This is a genomic window from Streptomyces sp. NPDC004435, from assembly GCF_042873895.1.
Taxonomy (GTDB): Bacteria; Actinomycetota; Actinomycetes; order Streptomycetales; family Streptomycetaceae; genus Streptomyces.
Window position 1 is genome coordinate 93,466 of sequence record NZ_JBIAMB010000029.1, and the last position, 23,656, is coordinate 117,121.

General features: G+C 72.4%; 19 protein-coding genes and 2 pseudogenes. 18 read left to right on the forward strand and 3 right to left on the reverse strand.

Annotated elements, in window-relative coordinates:
* Positions 1-627: 627 nt before the first annotated feature.
* The 11 genes from kdpF (ACFYT9_RS36190) (at position 628) to ACFYT9_RS36240 (ending at position 14,969) form a co-directional block, all read left to right on the forward strand.
* On the forward strand, positions 628-717 hold the full coding sequence (gene kdpF, locus ACFYT9_RS36190) for a K(+)-transporting ATPase subunit F (protein WP_329853619.1): 90 nt from the start codon (positions 628-630) through the stop codon (positions 715-717).
* Positions 718-815: 98 nt separating this feature from the next.
* Complete coding sequence (locus ACFYT9_RS36195) at positions 816-3,221, forward strand: ATP-binding protein (protein WP_389170682.1); 2,406 nt, start codon at positions 816-818, stop codon at positions 3,219-3,221.
* Between the two features lie 351 nt (positions 3,222-3,572).
* On the forward strand, positions 3,573-3,662 hold the full coding sequence (gene kdpF / locus ACFYT9_RS36200) for a K(+)-transporting ATPase subunit F (RefSeq protein ID WP_033204243.1): 90 nt from the start codon (positions 3,573-3,575) through the stop codon (positions 3,660-3,662).
* An 8-nt stretch (positions 3,663-3,670) separates the two neighbouring features.
* Entirely contained in the window at positions 3,671-5,335 is a 1,665-nt protein-coding gene (gene kdpA, locus ACFYT9_RS36205) for a potassium-transporting ATPase subunit KdpA (protein ID WP_387278929.1), read from the forward strand.
* Positions 5,332-7,467, forward strand: a complete 2,136-nt coding sequence (gene kdpB / locus ACFYT9_RS36210) for a potassium-transporting ATPase subunit KdpB (protein ID WP_389170685.1) — start codon at positions 5,332-5,334, stop codon at positions 7,465-7,467. Before kdpA ends, kdpB begins: the two co-directional genes overlap by 4 nt.
* Positions 7,468-7,473: 6 nt before the next feature.
* The gene (locus tag ACFYT9_RS36215; RefSeq protein ID WP_387278925.1) at positions 7,474-8,118 is read left to right on the forward strand and encodes a potassium-transporting ATPase subunit C; all 645 of its coding nucleotides are present in this window, start codon (positions 7,474-7,476) and stop codon (positions 8,116-8,118) included.
* Between the two features lie 115 nt (positions 8,119-8,233).
* Positions 8,234-8,926: a response regulator gene (locus ACFYT9_RS36220; protein ID WP_387278923.1), complete on the forward strand. Its 693-nt coding sequence runs from the start codon at positions 8,234-8,236 to the stop codon at positions 8,924-8,926.
* Positions 8,927-8,938: 12 nt separating this feature from the next.
* Positions 8,939-11,482: an ATP-binding protein gene (locus tag ACFYT9_RS36225; RefSeq protein ID WP_389170689.1), complete on the forward strand. Its 2,544-nt coding sequence runs from the start codon at positions 8,939-8,941 to the stop codon at positions 11,480-11,482.
* Positions 11,483-11,742: 260 nt separating this feature from the next.
* A complete protein-coding gene (locus tag ACFYT9_RS36230; RefSeq protein ID WP_387278919.1) occupies positions 11,743-12,825 on the forward strand; it encodes a substrate-binding domain-containing protein in 1,083 nt (360 codons plus the stop codon).
* 42 nt (positions 12,826-12,867) lie between these two features.
* Positions 12,868-13,668 (forward strand): ATP-binding cassette domain-containing protein, encoded by an 801-nt coding sequence (locus ACFYT9_RS36235; RefSeq protein ID WP_376603465.1) that lies wholly within the window; start codon positions 12,868-12,870, stop codon positions 13,666-13,668.
* Positions 13,665-14,969, forward strand: a complete 1,305-nt coding sequence (locus ACFYT9_RS36240; RefSeq protein ID WP_389170693.1) for a sugar ABC transporter permease — start codon at positions 13,665-13,667, stop codon at positions 14,967-14,969. Before ACFYT9_RS36235 ends, ACFYT9_RS36240 begins: the two co-directional genes overlap by 4 nt.
* Positions 14,970-14,978: 9 nt before the next feature.
* Here ACFYT9_RS36240 and ACFYT9_RS36245 read toward each other — a convergent pair whose 3' ends face one another.
* Entirely contained in the window at positions 14,979-15,935 is a 957-nt protein-coding gene (locus ACFYT9_RS36245; RefSeq protein ID WP_389170696.1) for a nucleoside hydrolase, read from the reverse strand.
* A gap of 103 nt (positions 15,936-16,038) precedes the next feature.
* Between ACFYT9_RS36245 and ACFYT9_RS36250 the strand changes: the two genes are divergently transcribed.
* Positions 16,039-16,665 carry a hypothetical protein gene (locus ACFYT9_RS36250; protein WP_376603460.1) on the forward strand — a complete coding sequence of 209 codons (627 nt, stop codon included), beginning with the start codon at positions 16,039-16,041 and terminating at the stop codon, positions 16,663-16,665.
* A 38-nt stretch (positions 16,666-16,703) separates the two neighbouring features.
* On the opposite strand, the gene ACFYT9_RS36255 is transcribed toward ACFYT9_RS36250, so the two are convergent.
* On the reverse strand, positions 16,704-16,988 hold the full coding sequence (locus ACFYT9_RS36255) for a hypothetical protein (RefSeq protein WP_376603458.1): 285 nt from the start codon (positions 16,986-16,988) through the stop codon (positions 16,704-16,706).
* Between the two features lie 207 nt (positions 16,989-17,195).
* On the opposite strand from ACFYT9_RS36255, the gene ACFYT9_RS36260 reads away from it, so the two are divergent.
* The 6 genes and pseudogenes from ACFYT9_RS36260 to ACFYT9_RS36285 form a co-directional block, all read left to right on the forward strand.
* Positions 17,196-17,495, forward strand: coding sequence for a DUF1876 domain-containing protein (locus tag ACFYT9_RS36260; RefSeq protein ID WP_387278909.1), 300 nt, complete (start codon positions 17,196-17,198; stop codon positions 17,493-17,495).
* A 210-nt stretch (positions 17,496-17,705) separates the two neighbouring features.
* The gene (locus ACFYT9_RS36265; RefSeq protein ID WP_387278907.1) at positions 17,706-18,980 is read left to right on the forward strand and encodes an MFS transporter; all 1,275 of its coding nucleotides are present in this window, start codon (positions 17,706-17,708) and stop codon (positions 18,978-18,980) included.
* A 128-nt stretch (positions 18,981-19,108) separates the two neighbouring features.
* Positions 19,109-19,699, forward strand: coding sequence for a TetR/AcrR family transcriptional regulator (locus tag ACFYT9_RS36270; RefSeq protein WP_376604143.1), 591 nt, complete (start codon positions 19,109-19,111; stop codon positions 19,697-19,699).
* Between the two features lie 154 nt (positions 19,700-19,853).
* Entirely contained in the window at positions 19,854-21,530 is a 1,677-nt protein-coding gene (gene paaN, locus ACFYT9_RS36275) for a phenylacetic acid degradation protein PaaN (protein ID WP_389170709.1), read from the forward strand.
* A 69-nt stretch (positions 21,531-21,599) separates the two neighbouring features.
* Positions 21,600-22,847: a LuxR C-terminal-related transcriptional regulator gene (locus tag ACFYT9_RS36280; RefSeq protein ID WP_389170701.1), complete on the forward strand. Its 1,248-nt coding sequence runs from the start codon at positions 21,600-21,602 to the stop codon at positions 22,845-22,847.
* A gap of 266 nt (positions 22,848-23,113) precedes the next feature.
* Positions 23,114-23,565: pseudogene (locus ACFYT9_RS36285) on the forward strand (transposase); the annotation flags it as partial.
* 5 nt (positions 23,566-23,570) lie between these two features.
* On the opposite strand, the pseudogene ACFYT9_RS36290 reads toward ACFYT9_RS36285, so the two are convergent.
* Positions 23,571-23,656, reverse strand: a pseudogene (locus tag ACFYT9_RS36290) (IS5/IS1182 family transposase); the annotation flags it as partial.

Genomic DNA, 23,656 nt, shown 5'->3' on the forward strand with positions numbered 1-23,656 from the left:
ACCACTCGACGTCAGGGCCACGTCAACGCCGTCGGGCCGAGGTCACGGAGGACCGCAGACTCGTCACCACGCGGGAATCGGACAACCGTCCGAGGTGCGAGGGTGGGAGGAACGCGCGGCCACCGCTTCCGGTGGCCGCGCGAGGTCCGGAAAGACGGCCCGGACCGTCACCCCCGCACCCCGGCGGTCGGCCGACCGCCGGGGCCGACCCGGTCCGCGACCACCAGGGGGTGTCGCGGCCCGGGCGGCCCCTTCCGCACGTCCGGGCCCGGATGCGCGTGGCCACCCCTTCCGTGCGTGCGGGCCCGATCCGCGTGGCCCCTTCCCCGTGCGTCCCGGTCCGGATCCGAGTGCCCCTTCCGCCCTCGGCCCCGGACCGCGTCGTCCCCTCCGCGGGCCGCGAGCCGCCCGCGGGGTTCGGCCGAGTGGGCGGTTGCGCGCCAGGGAAGCGCCAAGACGCCGTCAGCATCCGGGGGCACCCCGCAAGAGACCCGTCAAAGTGCTCCTGCGCGCGCCGCCCAGCGGGTTCCCTCCCCACAGGACAACCCGCGAGGGCACCCGGGGGCGGACGCGCGAGCCGACCCCCGCGGGGCAGCCCGCAGGAACTCACCAGGGAGTGGAACGCACATGAGCGTGGAGAACGTGGTCGGACTCTTCGTCGCCGCCGGCATCGTCGGCTATCTCGTGGCCGCGCTGATCCGGCCGGAGAAGTTCTGAACCTGCCCGCGCCGTCGGGGCCCGTCGACCCGGAGCTCCGTCCGGGCAGGCTCAAGGTCTTCGTCGGCGCCGCCACCGGGGTCGGCAAGACCTACCGGATGCTGGACGAGGGCCGGCGCAGGGCCGCCCGCGGCGCCGACGTCGTCGTCGGCGTGGCCGACACCCGCCGCCGCCCGCACACCGAGGCGATGCTCGCCGGCCTGGAGACGCTGGAGCCCGCCCGCGCCGTCCACGACGGCCGCGTCCGCACCGCCTTCGACCTCGACCGGGCCCTGCGGCGCGGACCCGCCGTGCTCCTCGTCGACGACCTCGCCCGCGCCAACGCGCCGGGCCACCGCAACGCCCACCGCTGGCAGGACGTCGAGGAACTGCTCGCCGCCGGCATCGACGTCGTCACCACCGTCAACGTCCAGCACCTGGAGTCGCTCAGCGACGTCGTCGAGAAGATCACCGGGGTGCCACGGGCGGAGACCGTCCCCGACGCCGTCGTCCGCCGCGCCGACCAGATCGAGCTCGTGGACATGGACCCGCAGGAACTGCGCCGCCGCATGGCCCACGGCAATATCCACCCGCCCGAGGAGGTCGACGCCACCCTCGCCAGCTACTTCCGTACGGGCAACCTCATCGCGCTCCGGGAGCTGGCCCTCCTCTGGGTGGCCGACCGGGTCGACGAGGCCCTGCACCGGTACCGGTCCGAGCGCGGCATCGGAGGCGTCTGGGAGATACGCGAACGGATCGTCGTGGCCCTCACCGGCGGGCCCGAGGGCGACACCCTCGTCCGGCGCGCGAGCCGCATCGCCGCCAGGACCGCCCAGGGCCGGCTGCTCGCCGTGCACGTCGTCCGCAGCGACGGCCTCGCGGCCGGCACGTCCTCCGCCGCCCTCGCCCGCCAGCGGCAGCTCGTCGAGAGCCTCGGCGGCAGCTTCCACACCGTCGTGGGGGACGACGTCCCCACCGCCCTGGTGGAGTTCGCCCGGGCCGAGAACGCCACCCAGCTGGTCCTCGGCACCAGCCGGCGCGGCCGGCTCGAACGCTTCCTCACCGGCCGGGGCATCGGCGAGACGACCGTCGCGCTCTCCGAGGACATCGACGTCCACACGGTCACGCACGAACGGGCCGGCCACGGCCGCCCGCTCCCCTCCCCCCGCTCCACCCTGCCGCTCTCCCGCCGCATCGCGGGACCACTGGCGGGGCTCGTCCTGCCCCTGCTCCTCACGCTGCTCCTCCACCACACGAGGGGCGTGTTCAACCTGACCAGCGAGGCGCTCCTCTTCCTCGTCGCCGTCGTCGGCGTCGCCTGCATCGGCGGCGTCGTCTCGGCGCTCGTGGCCGCCGTCGCCGCGTCCCTGCTGCTCGACTACTGGTTCATCCCACCCGTCGGCGCCTTCAGCCTCGGCGACGCGGACAACATGCTCGCCCTCGCCGTCTTCGTCCTCGTCGCCGCCGTCATCGCCGGAGCCGTCGACCGCTCCCTGCGCCTGTCCCGGCGCGCGGCCCGGGCCACCGCAGAGGCCGAGACCCTCTCCTCGCTCGCGGGCTCGGTGGTGCGCGGCGACCACACGGTGCCGGCCCTGCTCACCCGTACGCGGGAGATCTTCGGCGCCGAGTCCGCCGAGCTCGTCCCGTCCTCCGACGTCACCGCCGCCCAGACCGGCGACCCCTCGGTCAGCCGGGTCGCGGTCGGCGACGGGCACTTCCTGGTGCTGCGCGGCCGGACCCTGCCGTCCTCGGACCGCCGCGTGCTGGCCGCCTTCGCCGCCCACGTCACCGCGGCCGCCGAACACGCTCGGCTCGCCGAAGCCGCCGCCGAGGTGGAGCCGGTCCGGGCCGCCGACCGGATGCGGACGGCCCTGCTCGCCGCCGTCAGCCACGATCTGCGCACCCCGCTCGCCGCCGGATGGGCGGCCGTCGCCTCCCTGCGCAGCACCGACGTCGAGTTCACCCCGGACGAGCGGGAGGAGCTGCTCGCCACCGCCGACGAGTCCATGGCCAGGCTGGCCCGCCTCATCGACAACCTCCTCGACATGAGCCGCCTCCAGGCCGGAGCCCTCAAGCTGTCCCTCCGCGCCACCGAACTGGACGAGGTCGTGCCCGCGGCCCTCGACAGCCTTCCCTCCGACGCGCCCCGGCCCGTCCTGCACGGCTTCGACCAGGCCCCACCGGTCTTCGCCGACCCCCCGCTCCTGGAACGCGTCATCGCCAACCTCGTGGGCAACGCGAGCCGGCACTCCCCGCCCGCCCACCCGGTCCTGCTCACGGTGAGCGCCCTGGCCGGCCGGGTGGAACTGAGGGTCGTCGACCGGGGCCCCGGTCTCCCGGCCGGCGACCGGGATCGCGTCTTCGAGCCGTTCCAGCGCCTCGGCGACACCGACAACACCACCGGCGTCGGCCTCGGCCTGGCCCTCGCCCGCGGTCTCACCGAGGCGATGTCCGGCACCCTGACCCCGGAGGACACCCCGGGCGGCGGCCTGACCATGGTCGTCTCGCTGCCCTGCGCCGGGTGAGCGGAAGGCGGGCACCAGCGCGCCCCGCCGCGCGCCGGCGGACCCGACGCGCCCCCTGCCGCGCGGCGATCCCGCGCGTCCCGGGCCGGGCGCCCGGTGCGCGTGGACGACCCGGTTCCCGGCCGTGGGCGAGGAAGCCGTAGAGGACGCGTCAAGAGCGCGCCGCGGGGCGTAAGAGGGCCGTTAACGAGAGCCGCAACCTGGCTGAAAGCAGGTTTGCTCATCTCGTCCGAGAATCCGTTCTTCCTTCTTCCTGAATCCGGGAGTCACGATGGCCGATCTGGCCTTCGTCGTCACCACGATCGCGGTCTTCGCGCTGGTGGCGTTCATCGCCAAGGGGGTGGCGAAGCTGTGAGTGCCGAGAACATCGTCGGTCTGCTCGTGGCGGCCGCCCTGCTGGGTTATCTCGTTCTTGCCCTCGTCAAGCCGGAGAGGTTCTGAGTTCCGAGATGAGTCCTGTTCTTGCTGGAGTGCTCCAGCTTCTGGCGTTGATCGTCGCTCTGGGCCTGTCGTACCGGCCGCTGGGTGACCACATGGCGAGGGTGTACTCCTCGGAGAAGCACTACAAGCCGGAGAAGTGGGTCTACAAGGCGGTCGGGGCGAACCCGGACACGCAGATGCGCTGGCCGGCGTACCTGCGCGGGGTGCTCGCCTTCTCCGCGGTGAGCGTCCTCTTCCTGTACCTGCTCCAGCGGGTGCAGGGGTCGCTCCCCGGTTCGCTCGGGTTCGTGTCGATCGACCCGGACCAGGCGTTCAACACGGCCGCCTCGTTCGTGGCGAACACGAACTGGCAGTCGTACTACGGCGAGCAGGCCATGGGTCACGTCGTGCAGACCGGCGGCCTCGCCGTGCAGAACTTCGTGTCCGCCGCGGTGGGCATGGCCGTGGCCGTGGCCCTGGTGCGCGGGTTCGCCCGGTCGCGCTCGGGCGAGCTGGGCAACTTCTGGGCCGACCTGGTCCGGGGTGTCGTCCGGATCCTGCTGCCCATCGCCGTGGTCGGCGCGCTCGTCCTCGTCGCCTGCGGTGCGATCCAGAACTTCTCCGGGATCCACGAGGTGGGTCAGTTCACCGGCGGTTCGCAGCAGTGGAACGGCGGCGCCGTGGCCTCGCAGGAGGTCATCAAGGAGCTGGGCACGAACGGCGGCGGTTACTTCAACGCCAACTCGGCCCACCCCTTCGAGAACCCCAACGGGCTGTCGAACCTCTTCGAGGTCTATCTGATCCTGGTGATCCCGTTCGCTCTGACGCGGACCTTCGGCCGCATGGTCGGCTCCCTGAAGCAGGGATACGCGATCCTCGGCACGATGGCCGTCATCTGGGTCGGCTTCACGGCGCTGATGATGTGGACGGAGTTCGCCGGCAAGGGTCCGGCCTTCGAGCTGGCCGGCGGAGCGATGGAGGGCAAGGAGACCCGGTTCGGCATCAGCGCGTCGGCGATCTTCTCGGTCGCCACCACGCTGACCTCGACCGGCGCCGTCAACTCCTTCCACTCGTCGAACACCGGCTTCGGCGGCGGCATCAACCTGCTGGGCATGCAGCTCGGCGAGATCGCGCCCGGCGGTGTCGGCTCCGGCCTCTACGGCATGCTGATCATGGCGGTCATCGCCGTGTTCATCGCCGGTCTGATGGTCGGCCGTACGCCGGAGTACCTGGGCAAGAAGATCGGCACCCGCGAGATCAAGTTCGCGGCCTGCTACATCCTCGTCACTCCCGCCCTCGTCCTCTGCTTCACGGCGGCCTCGTTCGTCCTCGACACTCCGGCGAACTCGATGACGAACTCCGGCGCGCACGGGTTCTCCGAGATCCTCTACGCCTACACCTCGGGTGCGAACAACAACGGCTCGGCCTTCGCCGGCCTGAACGCCGACACCCAGTGGTTCAACTCGACCATCGGCATCGCGATGCTGCTCGGCCGGTTCCTCCCCATGGTGTTCGTCCTGGCGCTGGCCGGCTCCCTCGCCGAGCAGCGGCCGGTGCCGGAGACCGCGGGCACCCTCCGTACCGAGAAGCCGCTCTTCACCGGGCTCCTGGTCGGCACGATCATGATCATCACCGGTCTCACCTACTTCCCGGCCCTCGCCCTGGGACCGCTCGCCGAAGGGCTCGCGGCATGACCATCGACGTAGAGAAGCACGAGGACACGATGTCCACCACCACGGCGGCCAAGGCGCCCCACGGTGACCTGTCCGGGGGCCATCAGGCCCCGGGCCGGGTCGGCGGGGGACTCTTCGACCCGAAGCAGCTGGTCAAGTCCTTCCCGGACGCGATCAGGAAGCTCGACCCGCGCGTGATGATCAAGTCGCCGGTCATGTTCGTGGTGCTGGTCGGTTCGGTCGTCACCACCGTCCTCGCGGTGAAGGACCCGGGGGACTGGTTCGGCTGGGCGATCACCGTCTGGCTGTGGCTGACCACGATCTTCGCCAACCTCGCCGAGGCGGTCGCGGAGGGCCGGGGCAAGGCGCAGGCCGACACCCTGCGCAAGGCCAAGACCGACACGGTCGCCCGCCGGATCATCGGCAAGAACGAGGAGCGGGTGCCGGGCACCGAGCTGCGCATCGGCGACCTGGTGGTCTGCGAGGCCGGCGACATCATCCCCGGCGACGGTGACGTCGTCGAGGGCGTGGCCAGCGTGGACGAGTCCGCGATCACCGGCGAGTCCGCCCCCGTGATCCGCGAGTCCGGCGGCGACCGCTGCGCGGTCACCGGCGGCACGAAGGTCCTCTCCGACCGGATCGTCGTGAAGATCACGACGAAGCCGGGGGAGACGTTCATCGACCGCATGATCAACCTGGTCGAGGGTGCCGCCCGGCAGAAGACGCCGAACGAGATCGCCCTCAACATCCTCCTCGCCTCCCTCACCATCGTCTTCCTCCTCGCGGTCGTCACGCTCAAGCCGTTCGCGATCTACGCGGGCGCCGACGAGCAGACCTCCCTCATCGTCCTCGCGGCGCTCCTCGTCTGCCTGATCCCGACGACGATCGGCGCCCTGCTCTCCGCGATCGGCATCGCCGGCATGGACCGGCTGGTCCAGCGCAATGTGCTGGCGATGTCGGGCCGCGCGGTCGAGGCCGCCGGCGACGTGTCGACCCTGCTGCTCGACAAGACCGGCACCATCACGCTGGGCAACCGGCAGGCCTCGGAGTTCGTCCCGGTCTCCGGTACGACGGCGGCGGAGCTGGCGGACGCCGCCCAGCTCTCCTCGCTCGCCGACGAGACCCCCGAGGGTCGCTCGATCGTGGTCCTGGCCAAGGAGAAGTACGGCCTGCGGGAGCGCCACCAGGGCGAACTCGCGCACGCCACCTGGATCGAGTTCACCGCCCAGACCCGTATGTCGGGTGTCGACGTCGACGGGAGGTCCACCCGCAAGGGCGCGGCCGGCTCGGTCGTCGCGTGGGTCCGCGAGCAGGGCGGCACGGTCGCGGACGACGCCGACACCCTGGCCGACCGCATCTCCGAGGCCGGCGGCACCCCGCTGCTGGTCGCGGTCAAGGACGACAAGGGCGCGCGCGTCCTCGGTGTCATCCACCTCAAGGACGTCGTCAAGGAGGGCATGCGCGAGCGGTTCGACGAGCTGCGCCGGATGGGCATCAAGACCATCATGATCACGGGTGACAACCCGTTGACCGCGAAGGCGATCGCCGAGGAGGCGGGGGTCGACGACTTCCTCGCCGAGGCCACGCCCGAGGACAAGATGGCCCTCATCAAGCGCGAGCAGGCCGGCGGGAAGCTGGTCGCGATGACCGGTGACGGCACGAACGACGCTCCCGCGCTCGCGCAGGCGGACGTCGGCGTGGCGATGAACACCGGCACGTCGGCCGCGAAGGAGGCCGGCAACATGGTCGACCTCGACTCCAACCCGACCAAGCTCATCGAGATCGTCGAGATCGGCAAACAGCTCCTCATCACCCGGGGCGCCCTGACCACCTTCTCGATCGCCAACGACGTCGCCAAGTACTTCGCGATCATCCCCGCGATGTTCGCGGTCGCCTACCCGTCGCTGGACAAGCTCAACATCATGGGTCTGGCCTCGCCGGAGTCCGCGATCCTCTCGGCTGTCATCTTCAACGCCCTGATCATCGTCGCCCTCGTCCCGCTCGCCCTCAAGGGCGTGCGCTACCGGCCCTCCAGCGCCGACTCCATGCTCCGGCGCAACCTCGGCATCTACGGACTCGGCGGCCTGATCGCCCCGTTCATCGGCATCAAGCTCATCGACATGCTCCTCTCCCTCATCCCCGGAATCGGCTGACCCACGATGAACAACTCAGCAGCTAACACCGGCCGTGTCCTGTGGGCGGGCCTGCGAGCCCTGCTCGTCCTCACCGTCATCACCGGCGTCCTCTACCCGCTCGCCGTCACCGGCATCGCCCAGGTCGCCTTCCCCGGCAAGGCCAACGGCTCCGAGATCGAGGTGGACGGCAAGGTCGTCGGCTCCGAACTCATCGGCCAGACGTACCTCGACGGGGACGCCCCCGACCTGCGCTGGTTCCAGCCCCGCCCGTCCAACGGCCTGGGCACCAACAGCGTCAACACCCAGTACAAGCTGATCCTCTCCGGCGCGACGAACCGTTCCGGCGACAACGAGGACCTCATCAAGTGGGTCACCGACGCCAAGGCCGCCGTCGTCAAGGACAACTCGGTCGCCGGGTACACGGTCGAGCCGTCCGACGTCCCCGCGGACGCGGTGACCTCCTCCGGCTCCGGCCTCGACCCGCACATCTCTCCGGAGTACGCGAAGCTCCAGGTCCACCGCGTCGCCGAGAAGAACAAGCTCACCGTCGCGCAGGTCGACAAGCTCGTCGCCGACCACACCGACGACCGCATCCTCGGCTTCATCGGGGAACCCCGCGTCAACGTCCTCGAACTCAACATCGCACTCAAGGAATTGACCAAGGGCTGATGGCCTTAAAGAGACGGCGTGGGAGCCGGCGGATCCGGGTGAGCCCGGCGTCCGCCGGCTCCCACGGCGCAACGCACCGCACGAACCGCACGCACAACAGGAAGGCAGCACGCCGATGACGCGGGTGCTGGTGGTCGAGGACGACTCGAAGCTCGCGCGAGCTCTGGTGATCAACCTGCGGGCGCGCCGATACGTGGTGGATTCGGCCCCGGACGGTGCCACGGCCCTCACGCTCGCCGCCGCCGACCCCCCGGACGTGCTGATCGTCGATCTGGGGCTGCCGGACATGGACGGGGTCGAGGTCATCCAGGCCCTGCGGCGATGGAGCCGTTCCCCCGTCCTCGTCCTCTCCGCGCGCAGCGGCTCCGAGGACAAGATCCGGGCCCTCGACGCCGGCGCCGACGACTACATGACCAAGCCGTTCAGCATGGACGAACTCCTGGCCCGCCTGCGGGCCGCCACCCGTCGTACGGCCGAGGCGTCCACCGCCGCACCGGACACCGGCGCGGGCCGGGTCACCACCGCCGAGTTCAGCGTCGACCTGGTGGCGAAGCGGGTGCGCCGCGCGGACCGGGACGTACGGCTCACGCCGACCGAGTGGCACCTCCTGGAGATCCTCATCCGCAACCCGGGCCGGCTCATCAGCCAGCGCAGGCTGCTCCAGGAGGTGTGGGGTCCGAGCCACGGCACGAAGACGAACTACCTGCGGGTCTACATGGCCCAGTTGCGGCGGAAACTGGAGTCGGACCCGTCGCACCCCCGCTATCTGATCACCGAACCCGGCATGGGCTACCGCTTCGAACCGTAGGAGACGCCGTACATGGGACGCGGGAAGCTGCGTATCTACCTGGGAGCCGCGCCGGGCGTCGGCAAGACGTACTCCATGCTCTCGGAGGGGCACCGCCGCGTCGAGCGCGGCACGGACTGCGTCGTCGCGTTCGTCGAGCACCACAACCGGCCCAGGACCGAGGTCATGCTGCACGGCCTCGAGATGATCCCGCGCCGGACCATCGAGTACCGGGGGACGTCGTTCACGGAGATGGACGTGGACGCCGTCCTCGCCCGGCGGCCCGCCGTCGCCCTCGTCGACGAACTGCCGCACACCAACGTCCCCGGCTCCCGCAACGCCAAGCGGTGGCAGGACGTCGAGGAACTCCTCGCGGCCGGCATCGACGTGGTGTCGACCGTCAACATCCAGCACCTCGAATCGCTCGGCGACGTCGTCGAGGCGATCACCGGGATCCGGCAGAAGGAGACCGTCCCCGACGAGGTCGTCCGCAGGGCCGACCAGATCGAGCTGGTCGACATGTCGCCGCAGGCGCTGCGCCGGCGCATGGCGCACGGCAACATCTACAAGCCCGACAAGGTCGACGCGGCCCTCTCCAACTACTTCCGCCCCGGCAACCTCACCGCCCTGCGCGAACTGGCCCTCCTGTGGACCGCCGACCGGGTCGACGAGTACCTCCAGGAGTACCGGACCGAGCACCGCGTCTCGAAGATCTGGGGCTCGCGGGAGCGGATCGTCGTGGGCCTCACCGGCGGGCCGGAGGGCCGGGCGCTGATACGCCGCGCGGTGCGGCTCGCCGAGAAGGGCGCGGGCGGCGAGGTCCTGGCCGTCTACATCTCGCGCAGCGACGGCCTCACCGCCGTCTCGCCCAAGGAGCTGGCGGTCCAGCGGACCCTCGTCGAGGACCTGGGCGGCACCTTCCACCACGTCGTCGGCGACGACGTGCCCGCCGGACTCCTGGCGTTCGCGCGGGGTGTCAACGCCACCCAGATCGTGCTCGGCGTGAGCCGCCGCCGCTCCTGGCAGTACGTCTTCGGGCCCGGCGTCAGCGCCACGGTCGCCCGGGAGTCCGGTCCCGACCTCGACGTCCACATCGTCACCCACGACGAGGCCGCCAAGGGCCGCCGACTGCCCGTCACCGGCAGTGCCCGGCTGGGCCGTTCGCGGACCATCTGGGGCTGGCTCACCGGCCTCGCCGGGCCCGGCCTCCTCACCCTGCTCCTCAGCACCGCCGCCCCCGACGTGGGCCTCGCCAACGACGTCCTGCTCTATCTGGCGCTCACCGTCGCCGCGGCGCTCCTGGGCGGACTCAAGCCGGCCCTGGCCTCAGCCGCCCTCGGCTCCCTGCTCCTGAACTGGTTCTTCACCCCGCCGATCCACCGGCTCACCATCGCCGACCCGCGCAACATCGTCGCCCTGGTGATCTTCATCGGTGTGGCGATCGCGGTGGCGTCCGTCGTCGACCTGGCGGCCCGCCGCACCCACCAGGCGGCCCGCCTGCGCGCGGAGGCGGAGACCCTTTCCTTCCTGGCCGGCAGCGTGCTGCGCGGCGAGACGACCCTCGAAGCGCTCCTCGAACGGGTCCGGGAGACCTTCTCCATGGAATCGGTCACCCTGCTCGAACGGGCCGACGAGACGGAGCCGTGGTCCGGCGTCGCCGTCGTCGGCCACCCTCCGTGCGCCCGGCCCGAGGACGCGGACGTCGACATGCCCGTCGGCGACCATCTGGCGCTCGCCCTCACCGGCCGGGTCCTGCCCGCGGAGGACCGGCGGGTGCTGGGCGCCTTCGCCGCGCAGGCGGCCGTCGTCCTGGACCGGCAGCGGCTGGTGGGGGAGGCCGAGGAGGCCCGCAAGCTCGCCGAGGGCAACAAGATCCGCACCTCCCTGCTCGCCGCCGTCAGCCACGACCTGCGCACCCCGCTCGCCGGGATCAAGGCGTCCGTCACCTCGCTGCGCTCCGACGACGTCGAGTGGTCCGAGGAGGACCGGGCCGAACTCCTCGAGGGCATCGAGGCCGGCGCCGACCGCCTCGACCACCTCGTCGGCAACCTCCTCGACATGTCCCGCCTGGAGACGGGCACCGTGACCGCCGTCATCCGGGAGACCGACCTCGACGAGGTCGTCCCCATGGCGCTGCTCGGCGTCGCCGAGGACAGCGTCGGCCTGGACATCCCCGAGACGCTCCCGATGGTCGCGGTCGACCGCGGCCTGCTGGAACGGGCCGTCGCCAACATCGTCGAGAACGCCGTCAAGTACAGCCCGCCGGGACAGACCGTCCTCGTCTCGGCCAGCGCCCTCGCCGACCGCGTCGAACTCCGCGTCGTCGACCGGGGTCCCGGCGTTCCCGACGAGGCCAAGGACCGCATCTTCGGCGCCTTCCAGCGGTACGGCGACGCCCCGCGCGGCGAGGGCGTCGGCCTCGGCCTCGCCGTGGCGCGCGGCTTCGTCGAGGCGATGGGCGGCACGCTGACCGCCGAGGACACCCCCGGCGGCGGCCTCACCATGACGGTCACCCTCCGCATGACGGACGGCGCGCCGCCGTCCGTCCCCGACCTCGCGGCCGGGGCGACCATGTAGACGGCGGACCCGCGGCGGACCGGGCCACGGGTGGGGCGGACCCGCGCCGGCCCGGGCCACGGGCGCGGCGTGCTCTCGTCGGACCAGGGCGCGCACGTGACCGTCCGGGCCCGGCCGCTCACCGTGCGCGCCCGCACCATCGGGGCGAATGGTCCGGCCCGCGGGTTGGGACTAATGTCGAGAGACAGGCCGAAGGCGCGCCCGCGCCCTCGTGGCGAGGTGTCCGCGGAGCGGGTCGAGGCGTGCGGAAGGAGCCTCCCATGACCCGTACACTGCGAGGCGCGATAGCGGTGGCCTCGACCGTGGCCCTGTCGCTGGGCGTCGTGGCGACGACGACGGGCGCCGCGCCAGGGCAGGCCAAGCAGGAGATCCGGATCGGACTGCTGCTGCCGGAGAGCAAGACCACGCGGTACGAGAAGTTCGACCGGCCGTACATCGAGCAGAAGATCAAGGAACTCGCCCCGGACGCCCAGATCGACTACTACAACGCGGCCGAGAGCGCCACGACCCAGCAGCAGCAGGTCAACACCGCCCTCGCCAAGGGCGACCAGGTGCTGATCCTGGACGCCGTGGACGCCAAGTCGATCCAGTCCTCCGTGGAGAAGGCGAACGAGGCCGGCGTGAAGGTCGTCGCCTACGACCGGCTCGCCCAGGGCCCGGTCGACGCGTACGTCTCGTACGACAACCGCAAGGTCGGCGAACTCCAGGGCCGGGCGCTGCTCGACGCGCTCGGCGACAAGGCGGAGAGCGGCCAGATCGTCATGCACAACGGCTCGCCCACCGACCCGAACGCGGCCGAGTTCAAGGCCGGAGCCCACTCCGTCCTCGACGGCGAGGTGAAGATCGGCAAGGAGTACGACACCCCCAACTGGGACCCCAACAACGCCAATCAGCAGATGTCCGGAGCCATCAGCGCCCTCGGCAAGGACAACATCGTCGGCGTCTACTCCGCCAACGACGGACTGGCCGCCGGCATCGCCACCGCCCTCGCCGCGGCCGGCATGAACGTGCCGCTCACCGGCCAGGACGCCCAGCTCGACGCCATCCAGCGGATCCTGCTCGGCACCCAGACCATCACCGTCGAGAAGCCGTACAAGCCCGAGGCCGACATCGCCGCCACCATGGCCGTCAACCTCGCCGAGGGCAAGCCGCTGCCCGCCGACCTGACCCCCACCACCGTCACCAGCGGAAGCGGCCAGAAGGTCCCGGCCACCCTGCTTACCCCGGTCGTGGTGGACAAGGACAACATCAAGGACACCGTCGTCAAGGACGGGCTGTACACGGTCGACGAGATCTGCACGCCCGCCTACGCCGACGCCTGCGAGGAGGCCGGGCTGCGCTGATCCGCCCGGTCGTGCCCCGCCCCGCCGAGGAGGCGGTCGAAGGTGACGGAAGCACCCGTGCTCACGCTGCGGGGGGTGTCCAAGAGGTTCGGCGCGGTCCAGGCCCTGTCGGACTTCGACCTGGAGGTCCATCCCGGTGAGGTGGTCGCCCTGGTCGGCGACAACGGCGCCGGCAAGTCGACCGCCGTCAAGGCGATCGCCGGGGTCAACCCGCCCGACGGCGGCGTCATCGAGTGGGAGGGCCGGCCGGTCTCCATCCACCGGCCGCACGACGCCCAGAACCTGGGCATCGCCACCGTGTACCAGGACCTCGCCCTCTGCGACAACCTCGACGTCGTCGGCAACCTCTTCCTCGGGCGGGAGCTGCGCCGCTTCGGCGTGCTCGACGAGGTCCGCATGGAGCGGCGCGCCCGCGAACTGCTCGACACGCTCTCCATCCGGATCCCCTCGGTGCGGATCCCCGTGGCGTCGCTCTCCGGCGGCCAGCGCCAGACCGTGGCGATCGCCCGCTCGCTGATCGGCGACCCCCGGGTGGTCATCCTGGACGAGCCCACCGCGGCGCTGGGCGTGGAGCAGACCGCGGAGGTCCTCGACCTCGTCGAGCGCCTCCGCGGACACGGTCTCGGCACCATCCTGATCAGCCACAACATGGTGGACGTGATGGCGGTCGCCGACCGGATCGCCGTGCTCCGCCTCGGCCGCAACAACGGCTTCTTCGACCGGCGTTCCACCACCACCGAGGAGATCATCTCCGCCATCACCGGCGCCTCCGACAGCGCCGTCACCCGGCGCCAGGCCCGCAAGCGCGAGGAACGGGAGGCACGCGGGGAGGAGACGCCATGAGCGGCGCCGAGGACCGCGGCCCCCGGCACGCCGGAGGTTCCGCGGGAGCGGGGGACGAGCAGCGGCCCGCCCCCGAGGCGATGCCCGCCGTCGACAGCCGGCTGATCGTCCGGGAGGAGGGCTTCCGCGGCTACGCGGGCGAGTTCCGGCGCAAGCTGCGCAGCGGTGAGCTCGGCTCGCTGCCCGTCGTCGTCGCCGTCGTCATCATCTGGACCGTCTTCGGCAGCCTCGACAGCGCCTTCCTCTCCGCCCAGAACCTGTCCGACCTCAGCCAGCAGATCGTCGGCACCGGCATGATCGCCGTCGGGATCGTCTTCGTCCTCCTGCTCGGCGAGATCGACCTGTCCGTCGGCTCCGTCAGCGGCCTGTGCGCCGCCCTCTTCGCCGTGCTCAACGTCATCAACGGCATGAACGAGTGGCTGGCGCTGCTCGTCGCCCTCGCCGGGGGAGCGGCCGTCGGGCTCATCCACGGCTTCTTCTTCGCCAAGGTCGGCGTGCCCGCCTTCGTCGTCACCCTGGCGGGCAACCTCGCCTGGAACGGGCTGATGCTTCAGGTGCTCGGCACCAGCGGCACGGTCAACATCCCCAGCGACAGCATCGTCGCCGAGCTCTACTCCACGATCTTCGAGAGCCCCGCCGCCGCCTACATCGCGGCCGCGGTGGGCGTCGGTCTCTTCCTGCTCGCCTCGCTGCTCGACACCCGCCGCCGGCGCGCGGCGAGGGTGCCGTACCGGCCGCTCGCCGAGATCGTGGTGCGGACCGCCGTCATCGCCGCGATCGCCTTCGCCGCCGCGTACATCCTCAACCGCTACCAGGGCCTGCCGCTCGCCCTGCTGGTCTTCCTGATCCTCCTGGTCCTCCTCGACTTCGTGCTGCGCCGCACCCGCTACGGGCGCCAGATCTTCGCCGTCGGCGGCAACATCGAAGGAGCCCGGAGGGCCGGCATCAGCGTGCCGTTCGTCCGGATGAGCGTCTTCACCATCGCCGGCACGATGGCGGCCGTCGGCGGCCTCTTCCTCGCCGGACAGATCCAGTCCGCGAGCCAGACCTCCGGCGGCGGCAATCTCCTGATGAACGTGATCGCCGCCGCCGTCATCGGCGGGACGAGCCTCTTCGGCGGACGGGGCTCCGTCTGGTCCGCGCTGCTCGGCGCCCTCGTCATCGGCTCCATCCAGTCCGGCATGAACATCATGGGCGTCAGCAACGCCGTCCAGTTCATGATCACCGGTTCGGTCCTGCTGGCCGCCGTGGTCGTCGACTCCCTCTCCCGCCGCAGCCAGAAGGCCGCGGGCCGCGCCTGAGCGAAGGCGCTACCGGGGACCGGGGCCGCCGCCGAGGACGCGTACGGCCTCCACGACGAGGTCCCAGAACCGGTCCGTGTCGACGCGCGTGCCGACCTCGACGGCGGCCGGCAGGCCCGTCACCCCGTGCAGGTCCACCACGGTCGCGCCCCGGGTGTACGTGCCGTGCAGCTCCACCGTCACCGCGGCCCGGACCAGCTCCACCAGGGACGGGTCGATCAGGTGGGCGACGGTCAGCGGATCGTGCAGCGGGGGCGCGTCGAAGCCGTACACCTCGCGGTAGGCGGACCCGAAGAAGGTGAGCAGTTCGACGCAGAGCGCGCTCAGCGGGGTGCCGAGGGCGGCGATCCGGGCGACGACCTCGGGGGTGGCCCGCACCTGGTGGGTCGCGTTGAGGCCGAACATGGTGACCGGCAGCCCGCTGCGCAGGACGATGTCGGCCGCCTCGGGGTCGCACAGGACGTTGAACTCGGCGGCGGGTGTGGTGTTGCCGCGCCCGGTGGAGCCGCCCATCATCACGATCCGCCGGATCCGGCCGGCGAGTCCGGGGTGGGCGAGGAGGAGGGCCGCGATGTTGGTGAGCGGCCCGGTCGGCACGAGCGTCACCGGCTCCGGGTGCGCGAGGAGCGTGTCCCGGATGAGGGTGAGGGCGTCGCGAGGGTCCTGCGGCACGTCGGGCTCGCCCTCGCCGAACCCCGGCCCGTCGAGCCCCGAGTCGCCGTGGATGTTCTCGGCGGTCCGGCGCGCGCCGTGCAGGGGCCGGTCCCGGCCCGCCGCGATCGGCACGCCCCGGATCCCCGCCACCGCGCACACCCGGCGGGCGTTGAGCGTGGTCTTCTCCAGCGTCTGGTTGCCCGCGACGGTGGTGAGGGCGAGCAGGTCGATCGCGGGGTGCGCGGCGGCCAGCAGGATGTTGAAGGCGTCGTCGTGCCCTGGGTCGCAGTCGAGGATCACGGGGACCGGCATGGCCCCACCGTCCCACACCCGGCCGTCCGGGAGAGCGACACGCCACCCTCTCTTGTGACATAAAAAACTGTCGTACTCTGGATTCGACAGCTACGCTTGTCGTATGAGTGACGCATCCGGGATCCCGACCCCCGACAAGACCGACGACGACTTCTGGACCGCCGTCTCGCATCTGGTGGAGCCTCCGTGGAACGAGCCCACCCAGGACGACGCCTTCACCATGGATGAGGAGGTGCACGAAGCGGTACGCGCCCTGGCGGAGCGGATCTCGACCCGTCTGCTGGCCTACCGCGCCGCCGGGAAGACGTACGACCCCGTCCTGATGGCGGCGCCCGACGTGCAGCTGGCGCTGCTGAGGGCGCTGTACGAGGCCAAGCAGTCCGTCGACCGGCTGGCGGAGAGCGCCGCCACCGTCGCCGGGCGCAGCGGCGCGAACTACGCCCAGCTCGGCGCCGCCTGGGGCGGCATCAAGCGCCAGTCCGCCCGGCTCAAGTGGCCCCACGCCGTGGTCAGGAAGTCCACCAGCGAATCCATCCCGCTGCACTACGCGGGGGGCACCGCCGTCGTGCACCACGACGCCGAGACCGACGCGTGGTGGTACACCGCGACCGCGGCGGACCAGCGGGAGAAGGAGTCCGAGCCCGTCCATGGCACCTACGCGGAGGCCATCGCCGGGGCGACCGAGTTCCTGCTCTCCCACGCCGCCCCCGACGGCGACGCGGGGGCCTGACGTGCGCTGGGGCCTGACGTGCGCCGGGGGCGGTGCCGTCAGAGGCCGCCGTCCCCGCCCGCGCCCGGCTCGCCCGCCGGTCCGTGGGGGCCGCGGAGCTTCCGCGACGGCGGCGCGGGGTAGCGGGACAGCAGCGCGTCGAGCTTCGCGAGGGCGGCGGCCGTGGCCATGAGGACGAGCGCGGTCGCGGCGAGCCCGACGCCCGCGTGCAGGCCGTTCGCGTGCAGGATCACGCCGATCCCGAGGCTCGCGGGGACCCCGAGGCCGGCGACGGCCGTCTGGAGCACCTCCAGCCGTTTGCGCGCGCCGAACCGGGCGGCCATAGCGGTTTCCCCTCGCCGGGACGTGAGTGCTCCGTGCGGGGGGTGGTTCCCGCCCCGCGGCGGCGGAACACCCGCCTCCACGAGCCGCCCGCCCCGGCGGCCGCGTGCGCCGGAGCCGCCGTGGGCGGATCCTGGAAGGGGTGGGGGAGCAGCGCCCCGGGCACGTACGGCGCCGGCGGCGCCGACCGGCGCGCGAGGAGGCAGACCATGACGCGGAACCTGGAGTGGAGGGTCGGCCTGGAGCTGAGCGAGGAGGCCGGCCGGACGCGGGCGGAGGCCAAGCTCGACACGGGCACCGCGACCTTCACGGGGCACGGCTCGGCCCGCTGCAACCCGGCGGACACCGACGTACCGGTGATCGGCGACGAACTGGCCGCCGGCCGGGCCATGAAGGACCTGGCGGGCAAGCTGATGCGGGAGGCGAACCGCGAGATGGAGGCGGTGGGCGCCGACACCGTACCGCGGCGCACGGGTCCCGGATACGGCTGGCCGGAGGCGGTCTCCTGACCTGAGGGGGCCTTCGCCCCCGATCTGTTCTCGGCGGCTCCCGAAGGGGGCCGCCGACTCTCGTGTCCGGCATGACCGGCGGCCCCATTTCTCGGTGCGTTGACAGGACCCTGGCACTGCCTACAGTAGAAAATGTAACACCCGTTCAATGTGTTACGGTCGTTCAAGATTCTGCGGGCGAGTGTGCCCGCCTACTGGAGGGGTCCTCTCGTGCCCAATCCCTACGGCGCCTTATTCCGGGTTCCCGGAGCGGTGGCCTTCTCGGTCGCCGGGTTCATCGGCCGCATGCCGATCTCCATGACCGGCATCGGCATCATCACGATGCTGTCCCAGATGCGCGGCGAGTACGGGCTCGCCGGTGCCGTCTCCGCCACGTTCACGCTGGCCACGGCCTTCTTCGGGCCGCAGGTGTCGCGGATCGTCGATCGGCGCGGCCAGAGCCGGGTGCTGCTGCCCGCGACCGGGATCAGCGTCGCCTCCATGGGCGCCCTGCTCCTCTGCGCCCGCTACGGGGCGCCCGTCTGGACGCTCTTCGTGTTCGCGGCGCTCGCGGGGACGCTGCCCAACATGGCGGCCATGGTCCGCGCCCGCTGGACCCACGTCTACCGCGACTCGCCCAAGCTCCACACCGCCTTCTCGCTGGAGTCGGTGGTCGACGAGCTGACCTTCGTCGTCGGGCCCGCGCTGTCCGTGGCCCTGTCGACCGCGCTCTTCCCCGAACTCGGCCCGCTGGTCGCCGCCGTGTTCCTCGCCGTCGGCGTGCTGCTGTTCGTCCCCCAGAAGAAGACCGAGCCGCCCGTGCACGCCGCCGACGCGGCCGCCGGGAGCGGCGGGTCGGCCATCCGCATCGGTTCCGTGCGGCTGCTGGCGCTGGTCCTCGTCGCGGGCGGCACCATCGTCGGCACCGTGGACGTGGTCAGCGTCGCCTTCGCGGAGGAGCAGGGCAGCCCCGCCGGGGCCGGCATCGTGCTGTCCGTCTACGCCGTCGGCTCCGCACTCGCCGGGCTGGTCTTCGGCGCGCTGAAGCTCTCCGTGCCGATGCCCCGGCTGCTGCTGCTCGGCGCCGCGGGGACCGCCCTGACCACCCTTCCCCTGCTGCTCGTCGGCAGCGTGGCGACCCTCTCCGTCTCGGTCTTCGTCTCGGGCATCTTCTTCGCGCCCACGATGATCGTGGTGATGGGTCTCGTCGAGCGGACCGTCCCCGCGGCGAAGCTGACCGAGGGCATGACCTGGGCGATCACCGGACTGAGCATGGGCGTCGCGCTGGGCGCCGCCGTGTCCGGCTCGATGGTCGACCGGTACGGCCCCGGAGGCGGCTTCGCCGTCGCGATCGTCGCGGGCACCGCGGCGCTGCTGCTGGCGCTGGTCGCCCAGCGGCCGCTGGCCCGGCGGCTCGCCGGACAGACGGACCCGGCCGAGGCGGACGGGTCCGGAGCACCCGCGGGCGGCGGCGCCCTCGCCGACACGGCCGACACCCGTCGGTGAGTCGTCCGGGACGGTCCGGGACGCCCCCGCGAGCGGCCCGCGCACGACACCCCGACCCGTACGGGCACCCGCACGCCCACCCGGGCCCGCGCCCGCACAGCAGACCGCACCGAAGGAGGTAGGGTCCCGTGACACAGACGCCGATACGTACGGGAGAGACGGTGAGCGAGCCGATCACCGACGGGCGGCGCGTCAAGGGCGAGCGCCGCAAGAACGAGCTGATCGAGGCCACCATCCGGGTCGTCGCGCGCGACGGGGTGGCCGGCGTCAGCCACCGCGCCGTCGCCCGCGAGGCCGGACAGCCCCCGACGGCCGCCGCCTACTACTTCAAGAGCATCGACGATCTGCTGACCGCGGCCCTGACCCGCTGCATGGACGAGGACGCCGCCCGGATGCGGACGCTCGCCGGGCGGACGGACGGCTCGGACGCCGGGCTGCGCGCTCTCGCCGAGCTGATGTGCTCGGTCGTCGCCGGGCCCGACCACCTGCTCGCCGAGTACGAGCTGTACCTGCTGGCCGCGCGCCGCCCGGAGCTGCGCGGCGCGACCCAGGACTGGCTGGCCGCCGTGACGGAATTCGGCCTCTGTTACACCGACGACCCGGTCCGGCTGCGCATCCTGCGCGGCGCCATGGACGGCTTGCTCATGCAGGCGCTGCTCACCGAACACCCGCCCACCGCGGACGAGTTCACCGCGACGCTGCGCGCGATCCTGCGCTGAGGCGGGCCCGGCCGAACGGCTCGTCGGCGCCCCGCACTGTCGCAGAAGGCCCTCTTCCCCGCGCGCCCCGCCATGCCATCGTTGAGGCAGATGCAAGGAGCACGAATTGTCACTGTACCCGCCCACCCCCGCGCACTTCTTACGCCTGACGGAAATGATGGAGCGTCACCTGCCGCTGGTGGAGCAGGCCATGGAGGCGCTGAGCGGCCGGACGCACTGGTCGCCCTACCCCGACGACCACGCCGCCCACGCGCAGAACGCGCCGGAGGGGGAACGCGACTTCCGGGAACTCCTCGGCCGGCCCTTCGCCCTCGACCAGCCCGGCCGGGACGGCACCGTCGGGCCCGCGCCCGGCCAGGGCGGCGAGACCTCCCCGTACGGCTTCCCGCTGGACATCGCATACCCCCACAGCGACCCCGGCCGGCTGCTCACCGCGATGGAGACCGCGATGGCGCCGTGGCGGACCGCGACACCCGCCGAACGGGCCGCCGTGTGCGGGGAGATCCTGGACCGGATCCACGCCCGCAGCCAGGTCTTCGCGCAGGCCGCCGCGCACACCAGCGGCCACGGGCCCGTCATGGCCCTGCACGCGGGAGCCGTGCACGCCCAGGACCGCGGCCTGGAGGCGGTGGCGCTCGCCTACGCCGAGCAGACCCGCTTCCCGGAGCGGGTCGCCTGGCGCCGGCCGCTCGGCCAGGACGGGGTCTTCGCCCTCGACAAGACCTTCAGGATCGTGCCGAGCGGGATCGGCCTCGTCGTCGCGGGCGCCGTGTTCCCCGCCTGGAACGGCTACGCGGGCCTGTTCGCCTCGCTGGCCTGCGGCAACGCCGTCCTCGTCAAACCGCACCCGTCGGCCGTGCTGCCGCTCGCGCTGACCGTCCGGGTGGCGCGCGAGGTGCTGCGCGAGGCGGGCTTCCCGCCCGACGTCGTGTGCCTGGCCGCCGAGCACCCCGGCGAAGGGCTCGCCGCCCGGCTGGCCCTCGACCCCCGGATACGGATCGTGGACTACACGGGCGGCGCCGAGTTCGGCCGCTGGCTCACCGAACACGCCACCCAGGCACGGGTCTTCACCGCCGGGTCCGCCGTGAACAGCCTGCTCGTCGAGTCCACCGCGGGCTACCGCGACATGCTCGCCAACCTCGCCTTCAGCCTCGCCCTCTACAGCGGGCAGCTGTGCACCAGCCCGCAGAACCTGCTGATCCCCCGCACCGGCATCACCACCGACGAGGGCCACAAGGGCTACAACGACATCGTCGCCGACCTCGGCACCGCCCTCGACACCCTCCTCGCCGACGACGCGCACGCCGCCGACATCCTCGGCGCGCTCCACAGGCCCGGCCTGCTCGACCTGGTCGCGCGGGCCGACTCCGGGCGGCTCGGCACCGTCGCCCACCGCTCCCGGGCGGTCCGGCACCCGCGCCACCCCGACGCCACGATCCGCACCCCCGCGCTGGTCTGCCTGGACGCCGCCCGGGCCGCGGATGTCGAGACGCTCCTCACCGAATGGCCGGGCCCCGTCGCCTTCGCCGTCGCCGTGGACGGTGCCGACGCGGGCGTCGAACTGCTCGCCCGTACCGTACGGGAGAGCGGCGCGCTGTCCGTCGGCGCGTACACCACCTCCCCGCGCGTCGAAGCCGCGCTCGCCGAGGTCTGCGCCGACAGCGGCGTGATGCTCTCGCTCAACCTCACCGGCGACTGGTACATCAGCCAGTCCGCCGTCTACTCCGACCCGCACGGCTCCGGCCTCAACCCCTCGGGCAACACCGCCTACGGCACCGCCGCGTTCGTCACGCCCCGGTTCTCCGTGGTCGCGGTGCGGCGCCGCGTCTGACCCGAGACCGCCATGCGCACCCCCACCCAGCGGACCCCCGCCGCACACCACGCCAGAAGGAGGTCATCCGTGTTCGTCACCTCGCTCGAAAGCCCGCTGCGAGGACGCGAACGCGAGCTGTCGCACCTGCGCGACGTCCTCGCGTACGGAATCACAGAGGGAAGCGCCCTGCTCGTGATCGAGGGCACGCCCGGATCCGGCAAGACCCGGCTGCTGCGCGCCTGCGCGGAGATGGCCGAACGCATGGGGTACGCGACCCCCGACCGCGTGCTCGCCGTGCGCCGGCCCGCCCCCGGCCGGGTCCACCACGGGCACGCCGAACCGCTGCGGCGCGCCGCGGGCCGGCGCACGGCCGCCGGGGCCAGACCACTGCTGCTGCTCCTCGACGAGGCCGACCGGCTCGGAGAGGAGGCCATCGACACCCTGCTGGCCCGGCGGGCCGCGCTGCATGGCGGACGTGCTGTGACCGTGGTCGCCCAGCGGCCCGGCCGCGGACCGGACGCGCTCGGCGCGATCCTCGCCACCCCGAGCAGCCGGCGCGAGCACATGACCCTGCGCCCGCTCGACCTGACCGCAGCCGTCGAAGTCGCGGAGGACGTCCTGGGACTGCCGCCCTCGCCCGACCTCGTCGAGCTCGTCGACCAGACCGGCGGCCACCCCCGGCTGATCGTCGCCCTGGTCGCCGGGCTGCGCGAGGAGCGGCGGCTCGGTGTCGCGGACGGCGAGGCCCATCCGATCGGACGGGGGCTGCCCCAGCGCCTGCGCGACCGGGTCACGGCCACCATGGACAGCTTCTCACCCGCCTGCCGCCAACTGCTGCGCACAGCTGCGGTGCTGGGGGAGGAGCTGGAGTACGACGTGCTGGCGGCGATGCTGCGGACCTCGCCCGCCGCCATGATCGGCCTGATGGACGAGGCCGTCGGCACGGGCGCGCTGTCCAGCGACGGGCTGCGCACGGTGTTCCGCGGTGAGCTGCTGCGCCGGGCGATCGCCGAGTCCGTGCCGGCCTCGCTGAAGCGGGCGCTGTGGCAGGAGGCGGAGGAGGTCCGGCGCACACGCGGGACGACCCCGGCGCGGCCGGCGGCCATCGACGCGACGCAGGCGCGCGCGACGCCGGGCGACCGGCGGGCGGAGGTGCTGCGGCTCGTCGCCGACGGACTGACGAACCGCCAGATAGCCCGCCGTCTGGAGGTCTCTCCGCACACGGTCAACTACCACCTGCGCAAGCTGTTCTTCAGCTACGGGGTGCGCTCACGGATCGACCTGCTGAGGGCGGTCGAACGCCAGCGGGCGGCGAGACTGGCGGACGCCGGGTGAGGAGGGGGACCGGGCGGCGCCGGTCCGGCCGGGCGGCGACGGCCGGGCCTCGCGCCGACGGCCGGCCCAGGTGACGGCGGCAGGACCCGGTGACACCGGTCGACCCCGGTGTGCCCGGCCGGGGCGCCCCGGGGCGGCGCTTCGTCCGCCTGGCGGGGGCCGGACCCGCCGTCTCGCCGCCCGGCCGGACACACACCGGAACGTGGTCCGGACGGTGTGCGTGACGACGACGGGCCCCTTGTACCCGAAGGCGTCCAGCTCGGCGTCTGTCGCGAAACGGGAGGTCGTTCGTTGAACCGTGCTGGACGGATCTCGTTGAGCGGCTGGTGCTGGATGCGTTGTGGGCGCTGATCAGGCGGGTGGTGGCACCGACAGTGGTCACGCGTCCGCAGGGTGACCGACGCCGGGCCGGTGACCGCGAAGCCTTGGCCGCGGTCATCCTCGTGGCGACCTCGGGCTGCACGTGGCGGCAACTGCCGCCGGTGTTCGACCTCGCCTGGCCCACGGTCTACCGCCGGTTCGCCCCATGGAGCCGGGACCGGGTCTGGGCCAGGCTCCACCGCGTGATCCTCGACGAGCGAGGGGCGCAGGGCGAGCTGCACTGGTCACGGTGCGCGATCGACTCGGTCAGCTTGCGGGCCACAAAAGGGGGCCACTGACGGGACCGAATCCGACCGACCGCGGCGAATTGGGGTCGAAGATCCACCTGATCACTGAGCATTTTCAGCGCTGCCGTTCCAGGGTGAGGATGGCTGCGGCTATGGCGGTCATCCGGTTGGGACTGCAGCGGGCTTTGCGGAAGATGCGCC